This window comes from Paracoccus sp. S3-43, assembly GCF_029027965.1.
Classification (GTDB): Bacteria; Pseudomonadota; Alphaproteobacteria; order Rhodobacterales; family Rhodobacteraceae; genus Paracoccus.
On sequence record NZ_CP119082.1, the window covers coordinates 1,776,394 to 1,791,913 of the forward strand.

A 15,520-nucleotide genomic window follows, 5' to 3' on the forward strand; every position below is an offset into this window, starting at 1 on the left:
GATGCAGCCGCGCGGGCTGCCTTTATGGAAGCGGTCGCGGTGAACAAGGCCAAGCTCAGCACGGCATTGCAGGCGGCATTCCCGCTTCGCGCCAAATTCGCCATGTTCCTGGGCCAGCGGTTCGGCGTGCTTTATGACACACTGACCCCGCAAAGCACGCTGGATGTGGAATACTGGAACATCGTCGTCCAGGTCCAGGCCGAGGGCTGGATGGAAGCCCTGGCCCGCGCCGCGCACGAGGCGGTGCCGGGAAACGCTGCCCTTGCGGATCTGATGCTGGACGACGGGCTGACCAGCGGCGCGCGCGTCACCCTCGCCGATGCCGCGCCGCGGGCCATCGCCGAAAAGCCGCAGGTCCGGCTGGAACGGGTGGTGCGCGAGAACAGCGATTTCAGCGACATCGCCACCTTTCTGGCCCGCCTGTCCGCGCTGGAAGGCCAGACCTGCCGGATCGAGCTTGCCGGTTCGCCGCCCCGCGCGCTTGGCACGGGCTTTCTGGTCGGGGCGGATCTGGTGATGACCAACCAGCATGTGATCGACGGGCTGGGGGCGGGCGCGGGAATGACCTGCCGGTTCGATTACCTGGTCGACGCGGGCGGCGTCCAGGTGCAGGAGGGGGTGGCGGTCCCCGTCGCAAAGGACTGGCTGGTCCAGGAACGCCCGCCCGATCCCGCAGACGAAAGCCCGGCCGAGGACGACATCCCCGCCCCCGACAACCTGGATTTCGCGCTGATCCGCCTGTCCCGGCCGCTGGGCACCCTGCCGCGCGGCGGCGAGGAAGGGCCGGACAATCCGCCGCGCGGCTGGATCGGCATCGACCCCGCGCTGCACGCGGCCCAGAACGACGACCTGTTCATCCTGCAACATCCCGAGGGCGCGCCGCTGAAGCTGGGCGTCGGGCGGCTGACCGCGCTGCACGGGGCCGGGCTGCGGTGGCGCCACGATGTCGCGACCGAGCCGGGATCGTCGGGTTCTCCGGTCTTCAACCGCAAGCTGGATCTGATCGGGCTGCACCATGCGGGCGATCCCAACCATTTCCGCACCGCCGCGTTCAACCAGGCGATCCCGATGGACCGCATCGTCGGCTGGCTGGACGGCAAGGTCGATCCCTTCTGGACGCAGGCGCCGCCATGAAGCTGAACAATGCCGAGGCCAACCTGCTGTTCAGGCGCCTGCTGGACGCTTTTCCGACCCCTGGACGGCTGGACATCATCCTGGGGCAGCCGCCGATGAACACCGCGCTTGCGCGGATCGCCAGCCGGGGCGGAACGCTGGAGGACGATTATTTCCAGCTTGTCACGGCGGCGAATGCCGAAGGCTGGATCGGGCAGCTTCTGGAGGGGCTGCGCGCCGCCGACCGGATCAGTCCCGACCTGATCGCGCTGATCGACGGCTTCGGGGCCTCGCGCGCGCCGACGAACGTGCCCGCGCATCTGGAACTGCTGCTGGACGGTGCGCCCTTCGTGAACCAGCACCCGCTGCGCCACGCGCTGCTGACGATGACCCAGCCGCACGGCCCGAAAGTCCTGCACGTCACCGGCGCGCCCACCAGCGGCAAGACCTACAGCCAGTATCTGATCGCCCATGTCGCGCGCAGCGTGAACGCCCGCATCAACGTCCCTTTGCCCTTCGAGGCGACCACCACCGCCCGGGAGGTGATCGCGGATCTGGCCGACCAGATGAAGCTGGGCGCACCGCCCACCCTTGCCGACGGCCCGCAGGATTCCACGGCGGTCACCCGCCTGGTGCGGTGGTTCGCCATCGCCGCAAGCGAGCTGAAAGAGGACTGGTGGCTGATCTTCGACGGCTTCGACAGTCCCAAGATCGACGACAGCCTGCGGATGCTGATGTATGGCCTGGCCCAGATCGTCGGCAACGGCCAGCCCAGCCGGATCCGGCTGTTCCTGCTGGCCTGGGACCGGCCCATCTCCGGCCCTCCGCCGGGACGGGTGTTCGAGCAGGGCGTCCAGTCCTTCGACCGGCCGCATGTCAAGGACTACCTGGACGAGTTGGTCCGGCAGTTCGCCATGCCCAGCGGCATGTCCTCGACCGAGGAAATCCTCAGCCTGTGCTATGAGGGATGGGACACGGTGGCCGATCCCATCGCGCGGGCGATGACGCTGACCACGCGGATTCAACGGATCGCCCAGGCGGCGCTTGACGCCAAGGCCGGTCTGTAATGGACCTGCGCCAGGCCCTGTCGGAAACGGCATTCGGCAGCCCCGCCCCCGCCGCCGACGATGCGGCCCAGCCCTGGATCGCGGCGGCGGCGGTGCTGACGCATTTCGAACCGCTGACCCTGCGGTCGGATTCGGGCACCCTGTCGCCCATGTCGCCCGCGATGGTGGATCTGCTGGACGCGTCGGCCCCCAGCCGCGCGGCCCGCCACGCCCGGCGGCTGCGCCACGCCGCCCGCAGGCAGGCGCTTGCCCGGCTGGGCACGCGCCGGGCGATGGCGGCCCAGCTTCTGCTGAACCCCGCCCCCGACCATCCGACGCAGGCGGCCTTTCAGGCCCTGGTGCAGGACGATCCCTCGGCCGTCCGCAGGCTGCTGGATTCGAACGATCCGGTCGGGCTGGCCGCCCTGGGCGAGGCGGCGGGCTGGGTCGAGGGCATCCTGGACGGGCTGCCCTCGGCCCGCGACATCGACGACCGACTGTCGCGCGCCCGGCTGCTGGCGCCGCTGCGCCGTCTGGTGGGCGAACATTTCGCCGGGCGCGAAGACGTGCTGGCCGAAATCGCCGCGCATCTGGACCTGGCCCCGGAAGGGTCGGTGCTGATGCTGCAAGGGCCGGGCGGGGTGGGCAAATCCACGGTGCTGGCCAAGTTCATCCTGGACGCGGTGGAAAAAAGCCCCCATCCGCCCACCGTGATGGTCCTGAACCTGGACGATCCGCAACTGGTCATCGACGATCCCTTCACCCTGCTGCAAGAGGCCGGGCGGCAACTGCGCATCCAGCATCCGGTCCTGAACCCCCGCCTGGACGAGATGCGCGACTATATCGCCTCGCTGCAACGGCGCAGCCGGTCGATGGATGCGCTGGAATCGCTGTCGGGCGGGGCGGTGGAATGGTCGGCCGTCAGCCGGATCGCCCGCGACATCATGGCCCTGATCCCCGGCCGGCAACCCGTCCTGCTGGTCATCGACACGTTCGAGGAAGCCCAGACCACCGGGCCAAGCGCCGTCAACCGGCTGATGCAGCTGGTCGAAAGCCTGCGCGCGGGGAACCCCCGGCTCAGCGTGATCATCGCCGGGCGCGTGGACGAGGCGCAGGCCCCGCGCCGCACCCTGACCCTGGGCGCCCTGGACCCGGTGGCGGCGCGGGCGGTGCTGGAAAAGGTCGCGGGACTTGGCCCGCTGCCCGACGACCTGGCGGACCAGATCTTCGTTGTGGCGCGCGGCAACCCGCTGGCCACCCATCTGGCGGGAAAGATCCTCGCCGCCGAGGGGCCGGACAGCTTCCGCCGCGACGTGGATCTGGCGCGACTGATCGGCCAGATCAGGACCGAAAAGGTCCAGGCCCAGCTTTACGGCCGGGTGCTGGGCCATATCCGCGACCCTCAGGTGCGGCGGCTGGCCTATCCGGGCCTGATCCTGCGCCGCGTCACGCCCGGCGTGCTGCGCCACGTCCTGGCCGGACCCTGCGGCGTCCCCATCCCCGACGATGCCGAGGCCGAGCGTCTGTTCGACCTGTTCGCGGCCGAGGTCGCCCTGGCCGAGCCCGAACCCGGCACCGGGGCCCTGCGCTATCGCGAGGACGTGCGCCGGGTGATCCTGGCCGACCTGCGCGCCGACCAGCCGGACCTGGCGGCGCGGGTGGACGACGCGGCCATCGCCTATTACCGGGACCAGGACGGACCCGTCGCGCGGGCCGAGGAAATCTATCACCTGCTGGCCCGCGACGCCGATGCCGCCGACCTCGACGCCCGCTGGGAGGACGGGGCGCAGCCCTATCTGCTGCGGTCGCTGGACGAACTGCCGCCGCGCGCGCAGGTCTGGCTGGCCAACCGCCTGCACCTGGATCTGCGCCCCGATCTGCAGGACGCCGCCGACCAGCGGCAATGGGAACAAGGCGCCGAACAGACCGCCCGCAACCTGATGCGCGACGACCTGCCGGAACAGGCGCTCTCGGTCCTGAACCAACGGGCCGCCCGCCTGCCCGGATCGCCCCTGTATCTGACCGAGGCCGAGGCGCTGACCATGCTGGGCCAGTCCGATACCGCGCTGCATGTCATCGCCGAGGGGCTGGTCAGCGCCGAGGCGGCGGGCGACCGGCTGCTGGTCGTCAACCTGCGCCTGCTGGAAAGCCTGGCCCGCGAAGGGAACCGGAGCGCGCCGAAGGCCGCGCCGCCCATGCCCGCGCCGCCCGCCCCGCCCGCGCCGCCGTCCAGGGCAGCGGCGCGGCGTCGTGGCGCGGGGCCGCTGTGGCCGCTGCTGATCTTGGCCCTGGTCTTGGCGCTGCTGGGGGTCGCCTCTCTGGCGATCCGGCCTGACGGCCCGTCCGCGCCGCCGGAGGCCATCGGCGGTCCGGCAACCATGTCCCCGAACCCGCCGCTGCCCCCGTCCGGTGCGATCGTCCCGCCCTCGGCGATGCGCCGCCAGCCGCCCCCGCCCGAGGCCGACATGGCGACCGGCTGGCCCGAGGCCCCCCAATCGACCGAGACGACGCCCCCCGCCGAGACCCGGCAGGAAAACCGGCTGCCCTGGCTGCTGCTGGTCGCCGCCCTCGTCCTGGCCGGGGCGGGGTGGTTCCGGGTCAGGGCAGGCCGCGCCGAGGCGGGCAAGGCGGCGGACGGCCCGCCGATCGTCACGATCCAAGCCCCCGCGCAGGACCGCCAGGCCATCCGCCACGCCGCGTCCGAGGCCTATCGCGTCGCCACCCTGACCCATAACGACCTGGCGCGCCTGCGATCCATCGCCAGCCTGCTGCGGCTGCACCGGAACGCCACGCGGCCCGACGGTCCCGATCCCGCCGCCCTGGTGGCCGAGGCCGAAGGCATCATCGACCGCATCGGCCTGTCGGCGCTTTACGGCGCGCCGGGGCTGATGCGGGAACTGGCGGCGGAACTGGGGATGCGCAACCCGCAACTGCTGGCGGCGGCGCTGCGGGTGACGGGCGCCTATGTCGCGGTCCCCCCGGATCCGGGCGGCGCAGGCCCTGCCCGCGCGGCCGGGGCGACCTCGGATCCGCGCGCCCAGGCGATCCTGGGCGACATGGCGCTGCCCGAAGGGGGGATGGTGAATGCGCTGACCTTGATCGCCGAGGCCGACACGCCCCAGCGGCGCTATGCGATGATGGCCCTTGCGACCGACCTGCTGGCGGCGGAACTGGACGCCAGACGCGGCCTCCTGCCCCTGCCGCAGGACCGCAGGCAACCCCTACCCTGGCGCCAAAGCGTCGGTTCGGTCAGCGATGCGGACTGGTTCCAGACGACCAAGGCCGCCTTCTAGACCGGGCGCGCCGCATCGCCACCGGGCAAGCGTCCCAGCAGATCGGTCACGAATCCCGCGCCGACAGCAAGTCCTGGTCATTCGCGGCCTTTGCGCCCCTCGGGCTGCGGATGCTGCGGCCTCCGACGATCCAGGTCCATCGCCGGATCGGCCCACGAAAAAGGCCCGCGACGGGCGCGGGCCTTGGCGGGGGTCAGGCCGCTTCGTGGGTGGCGGCGGCGTTGATGACCGCCTCGGCCAGGCTGGTCAGCTTTTCATCCGTGGCGCTTTCTTCCTGCAAGGTCTCGTCCAGCAGCGACACCGCCTCGTCCAGGCCCAGGGTCTGGGCCCAGGCCTTCAGCGTGCCATAGCGGCTGATCTCGTAATGCTCGACCGCCTGGGCGGCGGCCAGGAGGCCCGCGTCAAGTGCGGGGCTGCCCTTGAATTCGTCGATCACATCCTCGCCTTCCGCGATGATGCCTTCGATGGCGTCGCAGGTCTTGCCGCGCGGACGCTTGCCGATCAGGTCGAACACCTGGGACAGGCGCTCGACCTGGGTCTGGGTTTCCTCCTCGTGGGCCTTGAACGCGGCCTTCAGATCCTCGCTTTGCGCGGCGCGGGCCATCTTGCGAAGCGCGATCAGGATCTTGCGTTCGGCGTAATAGATGTCCTTCAGCGTTTCGTGAAACAGCGTGTCCAGCGTCTTGTCGGCCATGGAAAATCTCCGTTGCTTGATCCGCCGCGACGGTCGCGGCCATGAGACGCCTCTTTAACAACCGGCCCGCCCATCGGTTCCGCGCCCCCGCCGCCGAACCGACCTTTATCAATCGTCCGCGACCTGGCCGAGAATGACCTGGGCCTGCCCTACTGAGCGGCGGCTTCCAGGGCGGCGATGAACGCCTGCGCGGGGGGCGAGGGGTCGCCGCCCTCGCGCAGGGAAATGCCGACCGGGCCGCCCAGCAATTCGTTTCGGATCGGCAGGACGACCAGGGCGCCCGATTCGATTTCCGGGCGCACCACGCCCTCGGAGATGAACCACACCGCGTCCGACCGGGTCACGACCTCGCGCCCGAAGGCCAGCGAGACGTTCTCGAAGGCGGGCTGCGGGTCGGTGATGCCGACCGAATGCAGCCAGCTTCTGACAGAGGACGCGATCATCGCCCCGGCGGGCGGCAGCATCAGCGGCTGATGGGCCAGGTCGCCATAGTCCCAGTCCCGCCGCAGCAGCGGATGGCCCGCCCGCACGACCGGCACCACGCGTTCCCAGTAAAGGCGCCGGAAGCCCAGCCCCTCGGTATTGCCCGCGGTGGGCATCCGGCCCACCACCAGGTCAAGCTGGCCTTCCCGCAGCAGCGACAGCAGCAGCCAGTTCGGCCCGGTCATCACGTCCAGCAGCACATCGGGGCGGCTGTCCCGGAACGCCAGGGCGGCGCGCGGCACCAGCCCGGTCGCGGCGGTGGGCAGCACGCCCAGATGCAGGCGCGGGCGTTCGGGGGGCGGCGACAGGACCAGCGACTGCGCCCGTTCCAGATCGGCCAGCGCGGTGCCCGCATGGGTCTGATAGACCCGGCCCGCGGGGGTCAGCGCCAGCTTGCGCCCCGACCGGTCGAACAGCCGGACGCCCAGGATCTCCTCAAGCTCGCGGATGGTCTTCGAGGCGGCGGGCTGGCTGACATGCAGCGCATCCGCCGCCGCCGACAGGCTGCCCAGGCGCGCGGTTTCCAGAAAGCAGCGCAGGTGGCGCAGGCGCAGATGGGAATGCAGCATGATAACCTTCCGGTTATGGTATCTTTCCGTCATTATAATTTTCATCGCCGTATCTGTCATGCGATAAGCGGCGCAAGGGGGAAAGAATGCAGACTATCTCGACATCCGACATCACCATCCATATCCGCGACGAAGGCCCGCGCGACGGGCGCGCGGTGGTGTTTGCCAATTCGCTGGGCACCGACCTGCGGATCTGGGACGCGCTGCTGCCGCTGCTGCCGGCCGGGCTGCGGATCCTGCGCTTCGACAAGCGCGGCCACGGGCTGACCGACGCCACGCCCGCCCCCTATTCCATCGACCGGCTTGTCGCGGATGCCGAGGCGGTCTGCGACGGCCTGTCCCTGCGCGACGTGACCTTCGTGGGCCTGTCCATCGGCGGGCTGATCGGCCAGGGGCTTGCGGCCAGCCGACCCGATCTGGTCCGCGCGCTTGTGCTGATGGACACGGCGGCCAAGATCGGCACGGCGCAGATGTGGCAGGACCGGATCGACACGATCAACGCGGACGGCATCGCCGCCCTGGCCGGGCCGATCCTGGAACGCTGGTTCACCCCCGCCTTCCGCGACACGAACCCGGAATTTCCCCTGTGGCGCAACATGCTGACCCGCACCACGGTCGCGGGATACGCGGGCTGCTGCGCCGCCATCGCGGGCGCCGACCTGACCGAAAGCACCCGCGCGCTGACCCTGCCGGTGCTGGCGATGGCGGGCGACCGGGACGGCTCGACCCCGCCCGATCTGGTGCGCGCCACGGCCGAACTGTGCGGGGCCGAATTCCACCTCATTCCCGACGCGGGCCATATCCCCTGCGTCGAACAACCGGCGGCCACGGCCCGGCTGCTGACCGATTTTCTGGAAAGGACCGCCCCATGACCGACCGCCACGCGCAAGGAATGGCGACCCGCCGCGCGGTGCTGGGCGACGCCCATGTGGACCGGGCGGAGGCCGCGACATCCGACCTGGACCGGCCCTTCCAGGATCTGATCACCGAATCCGCCTGGGGGACCATCTGGTCGTCCGACGCGATCACCAAACGCGAACGGTCGATGCTGACGCTGGCCCTGCTGGCCGCGACCGGCAATTTCGAGGAGATCCCGATGCATGTCCGGGCCACCGCCCGAACCGGCGCGTCCCGGCGCGATGTGATGGAGGCGTTCCAGCACGTCGCCATCTATGCCGGCGTTCCCCGCGCCAACCACGCCATCAAGCTGGCAAAGCAAACCTATGCCGAGATGGAGGCGGCATCCGAATGATCGATCCAGGCCCGCTGATCCCTCGCAACCGCGAGGCGCACCCAGATGCGTATTGTCCCGACTACAAGACCTCCGTCGCGCGGTCCCAGAACCTGCCGCTGCTGTCCATGGAATCCGGCCCGTCCGAGGAAACCGGCCCGACCTTCGGGCATTCTCGGATCGGCGCGCTGGACAACAACCCGATCCTGAACTGGACCAGAGGCGAAGCGCCCGCCGTGGGCGAACGCATCCTGATGCATGGCCGGGTGCTGGACGAAAACGCGCGCGCCGTCCCGAACACGCTGGTGGAAATCTGGCAGGCCAATGCGGGCGGCCGCTATCGCCACAAGAAGGACAGCTATCTTGCGCCGCTGGATCCGAATTTCGGCGGCTGCGGGCGGACGCTGACCGACGACAACGGCTCTTACCAGTTCCTGACCATCCGGCCCGGCGCCTATCCCTGGCCGAACCGGGGCAACGACTGGCGGCCGATGCATATCCACATCTCGGTCTTCGGCCACAGCTTCGGGCAGCGCCTGATCACCCAGATGTATTTCGAGGGCGATCCGCTGATCCCGCTGTGCCCGATCGCGGCCACGATCCGCGACCGGTCCCAGCTGGACCGGCTGGTCGCGCCGCTGGACATGGCCTATTCGCGGCCCCTGGATTACCTGGCCTATAAATTCGACATCGTGCTGCGCGGACGCCGCCAGACCCTGTTCGAAAACAAGCCCGAGGGGATGTAAGATGGTCCAGCCGCTGAATGTTCTGACGGAAACCGCGTCGCAGACCGCCGGGCCCTATGTCCATATCGGGCTGATGCCGACCTATGCGGGCAATGCCGGGTCTTACGACCAGGAAATCGGAGAAAGCCCCATCGCCGAGGGCGCCAAGGGCCAGATCATCGAGATCGTCGGCTCGGTCTATGACGGCACCGGCTGGGCGCTGCGCGACGCGCTGATCGAAAGCTGGCAGGCGGACGCGTCGGGCAGGTTCGCCGGACAGGACGGCGCCGACCCCGCCGTCAGCGGCCATCGCCGCTTTGCCGCCGACGCGGCGACAGGGGAATTCACGCTGCGCACCGTCAAGCCGGGCCGGGTTCCGTCGCGCTATGGCCGGGCCTTCGCGCCGCATATCTCGCTTTGGGTGGTGGCGCGGGGCATCAATATCGGCCTGCAAACCCGCATCTATTTCGAGGACGAGGACAACGAGGGCGATCCCCTGCTGTCCCGGATCGAACAGCGCCCGCGCGTCGACACGCTGATCGCGAAAAAGACCGGGGACGGCCGATACCGTTTCGACATCCGCCTGCAAGGCGAGGGCGAGACGGTGTTCCTGGACACGCGCCCCGCCGCCAGCAGCCCGCAGATCGCCCCCGCGTTCAGCAGCAGCAGCCACAGCCCGCCCGTCAGGCTGTATCCCGCCGCCACCATCAGCTTGGGCAGCCAGGTGTTCAAGCCATAGACCAGCAGCAGCCCCATGAACGAGGTCACGCAGATGGCGATGGAGTTGCGCAGCAGCCGCCCCCGGAACAGCGCGGCAAGCGAGGCGCGGTCCTCGGGCAGGGATGGGGCCTCGGGCAGGGGCGCGGCCTCGGGCAGGGTCAGGCCATGGCGGGCGGCGATCGCCTCGGCCTCGGTCCGGCGGCCGGTGGCCAGCAGGAAGGATGGCGATTCGGGCAGGGTGCGATACATGATCGGCGCCAGGATGAAGCCGGGAATGGCGCCGATGACGAACATCGCGTGCCAGCCCAGCGTCGGAAGGACCAGCAGGCCCAGAAGCGCGGTCGCCACTGCGCCGACGTGATAGCCGGTCATCACCATGGTGGATGCCTTGCCGGCCCTGCCGCTGGAGAATTCCGTGACCATGGCGATGGCCGTGGGCAGGCAGCCGCCCAGCCCGAAGCCCGCCAGGAAGCGGAAGATGCCCAGCTGGACATGGTTCTGGGCAAAGGCGCAGGCCAGCGTCAGCGCCGAAAAGACCAGCACGGCGAAGATCATCACCTTGCGCCGTCCCAGCCAGTCGGTCGCGATGCCGATGGACAGCGCGCCCAGCGTCATGCCGACAAGGCTGATCGTGGATACGAAGGTCGCCTGCGCGGGCGTCATCCAGGGCATGTCGCCGCCGGTCAGGGTGGGGATCAGCGCGCCCAGCACGACAAGATCGAAGCCGTCCAGGACGGTCGCGATCCAGCACAGGACCGCGACGGTCCGGGCGGCGCTGCTTTGAACAAAGGTGGTCGGCAAATGATGTCTTCTTCCCATCAAAGGGACGGCGACAGGCGTCCAACCCGTTGCGACGATCTGCGATCCGGCTTCATCCCCGGCGGCGATAGTACCGCCGCAGCCGCCGGCGAACAGAAGAAACACTTAGCCTATGGCATGAAATCTTTCATCAATCCCATATCCTCTGGGTTATGAATTCACGCCGCCTGCGGCATCCGCAGCCCCAGGATCCGGCGCGCCTGCCGCCATGTCGCGACCGGGCGGCCATGCCGCTCGGCGATCTCGACCGCGCGGCGGACCAGGCCCGCGTTCGAGGGCGCCAGCCGGTCGCGGTCCAGCCGCACGTTGTCCTCAAGCCCGGTACGGGCATGGCCGCCCGCGCCGATGGCCCAGTCGTTCAGCACGATCTGGTTCGGCCCGATCCCGGCCGCGCACCAGGGCGCATCCTCGCCGAACAGCCGCTTGACGGTATGGATGTAATAATCGAACACCTCGCGTTCGGCGGGCATGGCGTTCTTCACGCCCATCACGAACTGCACATAGGGCCGGTCCCTGATCTGCCCCGGATGCGGCCTTCACGGCCCGGCGGTATTACGCTTTAACACAAGCGGGACCGCCCGGCGGCCCGCATCTTCAAGGGGGGGAAACACCATGCTTCAGATAACCCGCATCGTCGCCGCCGCGGCCCTGGCGCTTGCCGCCGTCGCCGGCACCCAGGCCGACGCCCGCTCGGTCGAAGAGGCCAAGGCATCCGGCACGATCCGCATCGGCATCCAGGGCGACAACTGCCCCTGGGGCTGCATCAACTCGTCCGGCCAGGCCGACGGCTACGACGCCGCGATGAGCCGCGCCTTCGCCCAATACCTGGGGGTCGAGGCCGAATTCGTGCCGCTGGCCGTCGCCAACCGCATCCCGGCGCTGACCACCGACAAGGTGGACGTCCTGTTCGCGACCATGGGGATGAACCCGGAGCGGGCGAAATCCATCCAGTTCTCGGTCCCTTATGCCGCGAACCAGTTGTCGGTCGTTGGTCCGAAGGACGCCGATCTCTCGACCCCGGAATCGCTGGCGAATGTCCGCATCGGCGTGCCGCGCTCGGCGGCCCAGGACACCGCGGTGACGGCCATCGCGCCGTCGGGCACCAACATCATGCGCTTTGACGACGACGCGGCGACCATCCAGGCGCTGATGTCGGGCCAGGTCGATGCGGTCGGCGGCAATCAGTTCTATATCAGCCGGATCGAGGAAGGCGCGCCGGGCAAATACGAAAACAAGATGCCGCTGACGGCGCTGTATAACGGCGTCGGCACCCGCTTGGGCGAGGCCGACTCGAACCAGACCGTCAACGCCTTCCTGACCGAATTCATGGCGACCGACGATTTCAAGGGCATCTACAACACCTGGATGCACATGGATCCGCCGCAACTGCCTGCGGAAATGGACGGCGTGCCCTTTGCCATCGCCCAGTAAGCCCCGAGAATCCTACTGCCCGACAATCCCACGGCCCGGCGGTCCCGCCGCCGGGCGCCCCCTGCCCCCAAAGGTCATGCCCCAAAGGTCTCGCTCATGCCGAAGCTCGTCTATATCCTCAACGGTCCAAACCTGAACCTGCTGGGCAAGCGCCAGCCGCATATCTACGGGTCCGAGACCCTGGCCGACGTGGAACGCGACTGCGCGGCGCTGGCATCGGAACTGGGCGTCCAGACGCGCTTCCTGCAATCGAACACCGAAGGCCAGATCATCGACTGGATCCATCAGGCGCGCGAGGACGCGGCGGGCATCGTCATCAACCCCGCCGCCTATACCCACACCTCAGTCGCGATCCTGGACGCGCTGAACGCCTTCGACGGCCCGGTGATCGAGGTCCATATCTCGAACGTCCACAAGCGCGAGGCGTTTCGCCACCATTCCTATGTCAGCCTGCGCGCCGATGGCGTGATCGCCGGATGCGGGACCGAGGGCTATCGCCTGGCCCTGCGCCGCATCGTGACCCTGACCACCGGGGCGGATGCGTGATGCCGCGCATCGGCGTCATGGGCGCGGGCCTGATCGGCAGGCGCCACGCGATGCATGTCGCGGCCTCGTCCGACGCGGATCTGGCCTGCATCATCGACCCTTCGCCCGCAGGCCAGGCGGTGGCCGAGGAGTACGGCGCGCCCTGGGTCCGGTCGCTGGACGAGGCGATGGCAGGCCCGCGCCCGGACGGCGTGATCGTGGCGACGCCGAACCAGATGCACATGCGGAACGGCCTGGACTGCATCGCAGCGGCCTGCCCGCGCTGATCGAAAAGCCGCTCTGCGACAGCGTGGACGATGCCGAACGGCTGGTCGCGGCGGCCGAGGCGGCGGGCGTCGCGCTGCTGACCGGCCACCATCGCCGCCACAACCCGCTGATGCAGAAGGCGCGCGAATTGATCCGCGACGGCAGCATCGGCACCCCGGTCGTCGCCAATGCGATGTTCTGGCTGTGCAAGCCCGATGACTATTTCGACCTGGCCTGGCGGCGCGAAAAGGGCGCGGGGCCGGTTCGTCGCTGCGAAAGGCCAGATGCTGGACCGAGGCGCCGAAGGTATCCTCGATGAACCGCCCGGCCAGGGTGCGCCGCGATTCCGCGCCGTTCAGCGTGACCCGCAACGCCCCCGCGCGGATCGCCTGGCTGCGCACCAGCCCGTCGGGATCGGCAACGTCGACCATGGGCGATTTGTCCGCCGCGAAGATCGAGGTGTAGAACAGCGACCAGCTGAGCATCTCGTCATAGGCCATGGTCTGCGCGATGTGATCGACCGCCATCAGCCCCGCGCCCCGGGGGCTTGGCTACTTCGACCGGTGCCGCCCCACCGGCGCGAACCCGGCCGAGGCAAGAAAGTCCTCCAACCCGCCCGCATCGCTGGGGGCCGTCGCGAATTCCACGAACTCGACCCCCTCGACCGCGACAGGGCCGGGAAAGGCGGGCAGGTCCACGGGCAGTTGCGGTTCCGCCCGGCGCACGGCGTCCATCAGATGCACCAGCGACCGGCGCCCGTCCTGGGCCACCAGCCGGGGCATCCCGCGCCGGAACTGGTCGTTGAAGATCTCCAGGCTGACGGGGCCGGTATAGCCCGCCGCCATCACGGCGCGCATGAAGCCTGTCACGTCCAGATCCCCCTCGCCCGGCATGTTGCGGAAATGGCGCGACCGGTGCAGCAGGTCCATCTCGATCGCGGGGGCGTCGGCAAGCTGGACGAAGAAGATCCTGTCTCCGGGGATGCGGCGGATCGTGTCGGGGTCGATGCGGCGGGCCAGCGTATGGAAGCTGTCCAGGATCAGGCCGATATTCGGATGATCCGCCCGGCGGACGATTTCCCAGGCGTCGCGGTGGTCGTTGACATGGCGGCCCCAGCACAGCGCCTCGTATCCCACGCGGATGCCGCGCTGGGCGGCGATGTCGCCCAGTTCCGCCAGATCGGCGGCGGCCCGGCTGATCCCGCCCATTGCCGCCGGATGGACCGACGAACAGAACAGAACTTGCCCGGCAGGGAAACGGTGGCGATGCGGGATTTCATGGGGCAGGTCCATCGGGCGCTTTCACCCATAATGCCTGCGTGGGGATAACTGGCAAGGACCGTTCCAGCCATGGGGATAACACGATGTTAATCGAAGCCCGGCAAGGACAGTTGCGCGGCCTGCCCCTCATCCTCCTCCAGCGAGGAGAGGGTGACGCCCAGCAGGCGGATGCCCTTGGCCGTCGGGAACAGCGGCTGCAACAGGCCCACCGCGATGGTTTCCAGATCCCCGGCGCCGTGGACCGGGCCGGTCAAGGTCCGGCTGCGGGTGATCTGCTGGAAATCGGCGTATTTCACCTTCAGCGTCACCGTCCGCCCGGTCAGCCGCTTGGTGTCGCAGGCCCGCCAGACCTTCTGCGCCAGGGGCGCGATCTCTTGCCGGGCCAGGTCGAAGTCGAAGATGTCGGCGGAAAAGGTGTCCTCGGATCCCACGGACTTGCGGATCCGGTGCGGCTCGACCGGGCGATGGTCGATCCCGCGAGAGATGCGCCAATACCAGTCCCCCGCCTTGCCGAAATGCTGGCGCAGGAATTCGGGCGAACGGGCGCGCAGGTCGGCGCCGGTGACGATGCCCAGCCGTTCCATCCTGGCCGCCGTGGCCGGGCCGATGCCGTGGAATGTCTTGACCGGCAGTTCGGCCACGAAGGCCGGTCCCCGCGCCGGGGTGATGACCGCCTGCCCGTTCGGCTTGTTCAGGTCGCTGGCCAGTTTCGCCAGGAACTTGTTGTAGGAGATCCCGGCCGACGCGTTCAGTCCCGTCACCTGCCGGATCCGGTCGCGGATCATCAGCGCAATGGTTGTGGCGACGGGGATGGCCTGCTTGTTTTCGGTCACGTCCAGATAGGCCTCGTCCAGGGACAGCGGCTCGATCAGGTCGGTATGTTCGGCAAAGACCTCTCGGATCTGCTGGGACACGGCGCGATAGACCTCGAAGCGCGGCTTCACGAAGATCAGATCCGGGCAGCGGCGTTTCGCGGTCACCGACGGCATGGCCGAGCGCACGCCGAACACCCGCGCCTCATAGCTGGCGGCGGCCACCACGCCGCGCGCGGCCGAACCGCCGACGGCCACGGGCTTGCCGCGCAGGTCGGGGTTGTCGCGCTGTTCCACCGAGGCATAGAAGGCGTCCATGTCGACATGGATGATCTTGCGGATCACCGCCTCGGCCATCGGTCCGGCAGGATCGTCGGGTTGCGGCATCTGGTTCGGTCCCTGACTTGCCCCGCCAGTCTAATCGACCGCGCAGCGGAAACAAACACGGAACGGAATATTCCGCCGCCCGCCGGTTTTCGCACCCAGTTTGCGCTCGGTCAAAGTGCGGGACG

13 protein-coding genes and 4 pseudogenes are annotated in these 15,520 nt (G+C 69.0%); 11 read left to right on the top strand and 6 right to left on the bottom strand.

Annotation, left to right across the window (positions count from 1 at the left end; genetic code table 11):
• Positions 1-24: 24 nt before the first annotated feature.
• From PXD02_RS09260 to PXD02_RS09270, 3 genes are read left to right on the top strand one after another with little or no spacing between them, the layout of a single operon-like run.
• Positions 25-1,134 carry a trypsin-like peptidase domain-containing protein gene (locus PXD02_RS09260; RefSeq protein ID WP_275103629.1) on the top strand — a complete coding sequence of 370 codons (1,110 nt, stop codon included), beginning with the start codon at positions 25-27 and terminating at the stop codon, positions 1,132-1,134.
• Positions 1,131-2,180 (top strand): effector-associated domain EAD1-containing protein, encoded by a 1,050-nt coding sequence (locus tag PXD02_RS09265; protein ID WP_275103630.1) that lies wholly within the window; start codon positions 1,131-1,133, stop codon positions 2,178-2,180. The genes PXD02_RS09260 and PXD02_RS09265 overlap by 4 nt, the downstream gene beginning before the upstream one ends.
• On the top strand, positions 2,180-5,452 hold the full coding sequence (locus PXD02_RS09270; RefSeq protein WP_275103631.1) for an ATP-binding protein: 3,273 nt from the start codon (positions 2,180-2,182) through the stop codon (positions 5,450-5,452). Before PXD02_RS09265 ends, PXD02_RS09270 begins: the two co-directional genes overlap by 1 nt.
• Positions 5,453-5,645: 193 nt before the next feature.
• On the opposite strand, the gene PXD02_RS09275 is transcribed toward PXD02_RS09270, so the two are convergent.
• Both PXD02_RS09275 and PXD02_RS09280 read right to left on the bottom strand, forming a co-directional pair.
• Complete coding sequence (locus tag PXD02_RS09275) at positions 5,646-6,146, bottom strand: YciE/YciF ferroxidase family protein (protein WP_275103632.1); 501 nt, start codon at positions 6,144-6,146, stop codon at positions 5,646-5,648.
• Between the two features lie 149 nt (positions 6,147-6,295).
• The gene (locus PXD02_RS09280; protein ID WP_275103633.1) at positions 6,296-7,198 is read right to left on the bottom strand and encodes a LysR substrate-binding domain-containing protein; all 903 of its coding nucleotides are present in this window, start codon (positions 7,196-7,198) and stop codon (positions 6,296-6,298) included.
• Positions 7,199-7,284: 86 nt separating this feature from the next.
• Between PXD02_RS09280 and pcaD the strand changes: the two genes are divergently transcribed.
• The 4 genes and pseudogenes from pcaD to pcaG form a co-directional block, all read left to right on the top strand.
• Positions 7,285-8,070, top strand: a complete 786-nt coding sequence (pcaD, locus tag PXD02_RS09285) for a 3-oxoadipate enol-lactonase (RefSeq protein WP_275103634.1) — start codon at positions 7,285-7,287, stop codon at positions 8,068-8,070.
• Positions 8,067-8,450: a 4-carboxymuconolactone decarboxylase gene (pcaC, locus tag PXD02_RS09290; RefSeq protein WP_275103635.1), complete on the top strand. Its 384-nt coding sequence runs from the start codon at positions 8,067-8,069 to the stop codon at positions 8,448-8,450. Before pcaD ends, pcaC begins: the two co-directional genes overlap by 4 nt.
• Complete coding sequence (pcaH, locus tag PXD02_RS09295; protein ID WP_275103636.1) at positions 8,447-9,175, top strand: protocatechuate 3,4-dioxygenase subunit beta; 729 nt, start codon at positions 8,447-8,449, stop codon at positions 9,173-9,175. The genes pcaC and pcaH overlap by 4 nt, the downstream gene beginning before the upstream one ends.
• Before the next feature lies 1 nt (position 9,176).
• Positions 9,177-9,770, top strand: a pseudogene (gene pcaG / locus PXD02_RS09300) (protocatechuate 3,4-dioxygenase subunit alpha); the annotation flags it as partial.
• Between the two features lie 50 nt (positions 9,771-9,820).
• Here the strand turns inward: pcaG and PXD02_RS09305 are convergent.
• A pseudogene (locus tag PXD02_RS09305) lies at positions 9,821-10,693 on the bottom strand (MFS transporter); the annotation flags it as partial.
• 158 nt (positions 10,694-10,851) lie between these two features.
• Positions 10,852-11,217 (bottom strand): annotated as a pseudogene (locus PXD02_RS09310) (3-keto-5-aminohexanoate cleavage protein); the annotation flags it as partial.
• An 88-nt stretch (positions 11,218-11,305) separates the two neighbouring features.
• Between PXD02_RS09310 and PXD02_RS09315 the strand changes: the two are divergent.
• From PXD02_RS09315 to PXD02_RS09330, 4 genes are all read left to right on the top strand, one after another.
• A complete protein-coding gene (locus PXD02_RS09315) occupies positions 11,306-12,124 on the top strand; it encodes a transporter substrate-binding domain-containing protein (RefSeq protein ID WP_275103637.1) in 819 nt (272 codons plus the stop codon).
• A gap of 96 nt (positions 12,125-12,220) precedes the next feature.
• Positions 12,221-12,670, top strand: coding sequence for a type II 3-dehydroquinate dehydratase (gene aroQ, locus PXD02_RS09320; RefSeq protein ID WP_275103638.1), 450 nt, complete (start codon positions 12,221-12,223; stop codon positions 12,668-12,670).
• The gene (locus PXD02_RS09325; RefSeq protein WP_275103639.1) at positions 12,670-12,936 is read left to right on the top strand and encodes a Gfo/Idh/MocA family oxidoreductase; all 267 of its coding nucleotides are present in this window, start codon (positions 12,670-12,672) and stop codon (positions 12,934-12,936) included. Before aroQ ends, PXD02_RS09325 begins: the two co-directional genes overlap by 1 nt.
• A 23-nt stretch (positions 12,937-12,959) precedes the next feature.
• The gene (locus PXD02_RS09330) at positions 12,960-13,235 is read left to right on the top strand and encodes a Gfo/Idh/MocA family oxidoreductase (RefSeq protein WP_275103640.1); all 276 of its coding nucleotides are present in this window, start codon (positions 12,960-12,962) and stop codon (positions 13,233-13,235) included.
• Here the strand turns inward: PXD02_RS09330 and PXD02_RS09335 are convergent.
• Positions 13,180-14,157 (bottom strand): annotated as a pseudogene (locus PXD02_RS09335) (sugar phosphate isomerase/epimerase family protein); the annotation flags it as partial. The gene PXD02_RS09330 and the pseudogene PXD02_RS09335 overlap by 56 nt on opposite strands.
• A 125-nt stretch (positions 14,158-14,282) precedes the next feature.
• Positions 14,283-15,395 (bottom strand): DNA polymerase IV, encoded by a 1,113-nt coding sequence (dinB, locus tag PXD02_RS09340; protein WP_275103641.1) that lies wholly within the window; start codon positions 15,393-15,395, stop codon positions 14,283-14,285.
• Between the last annotated feature and the right edge of the window lie 125 nt (positions 15,396-15,520).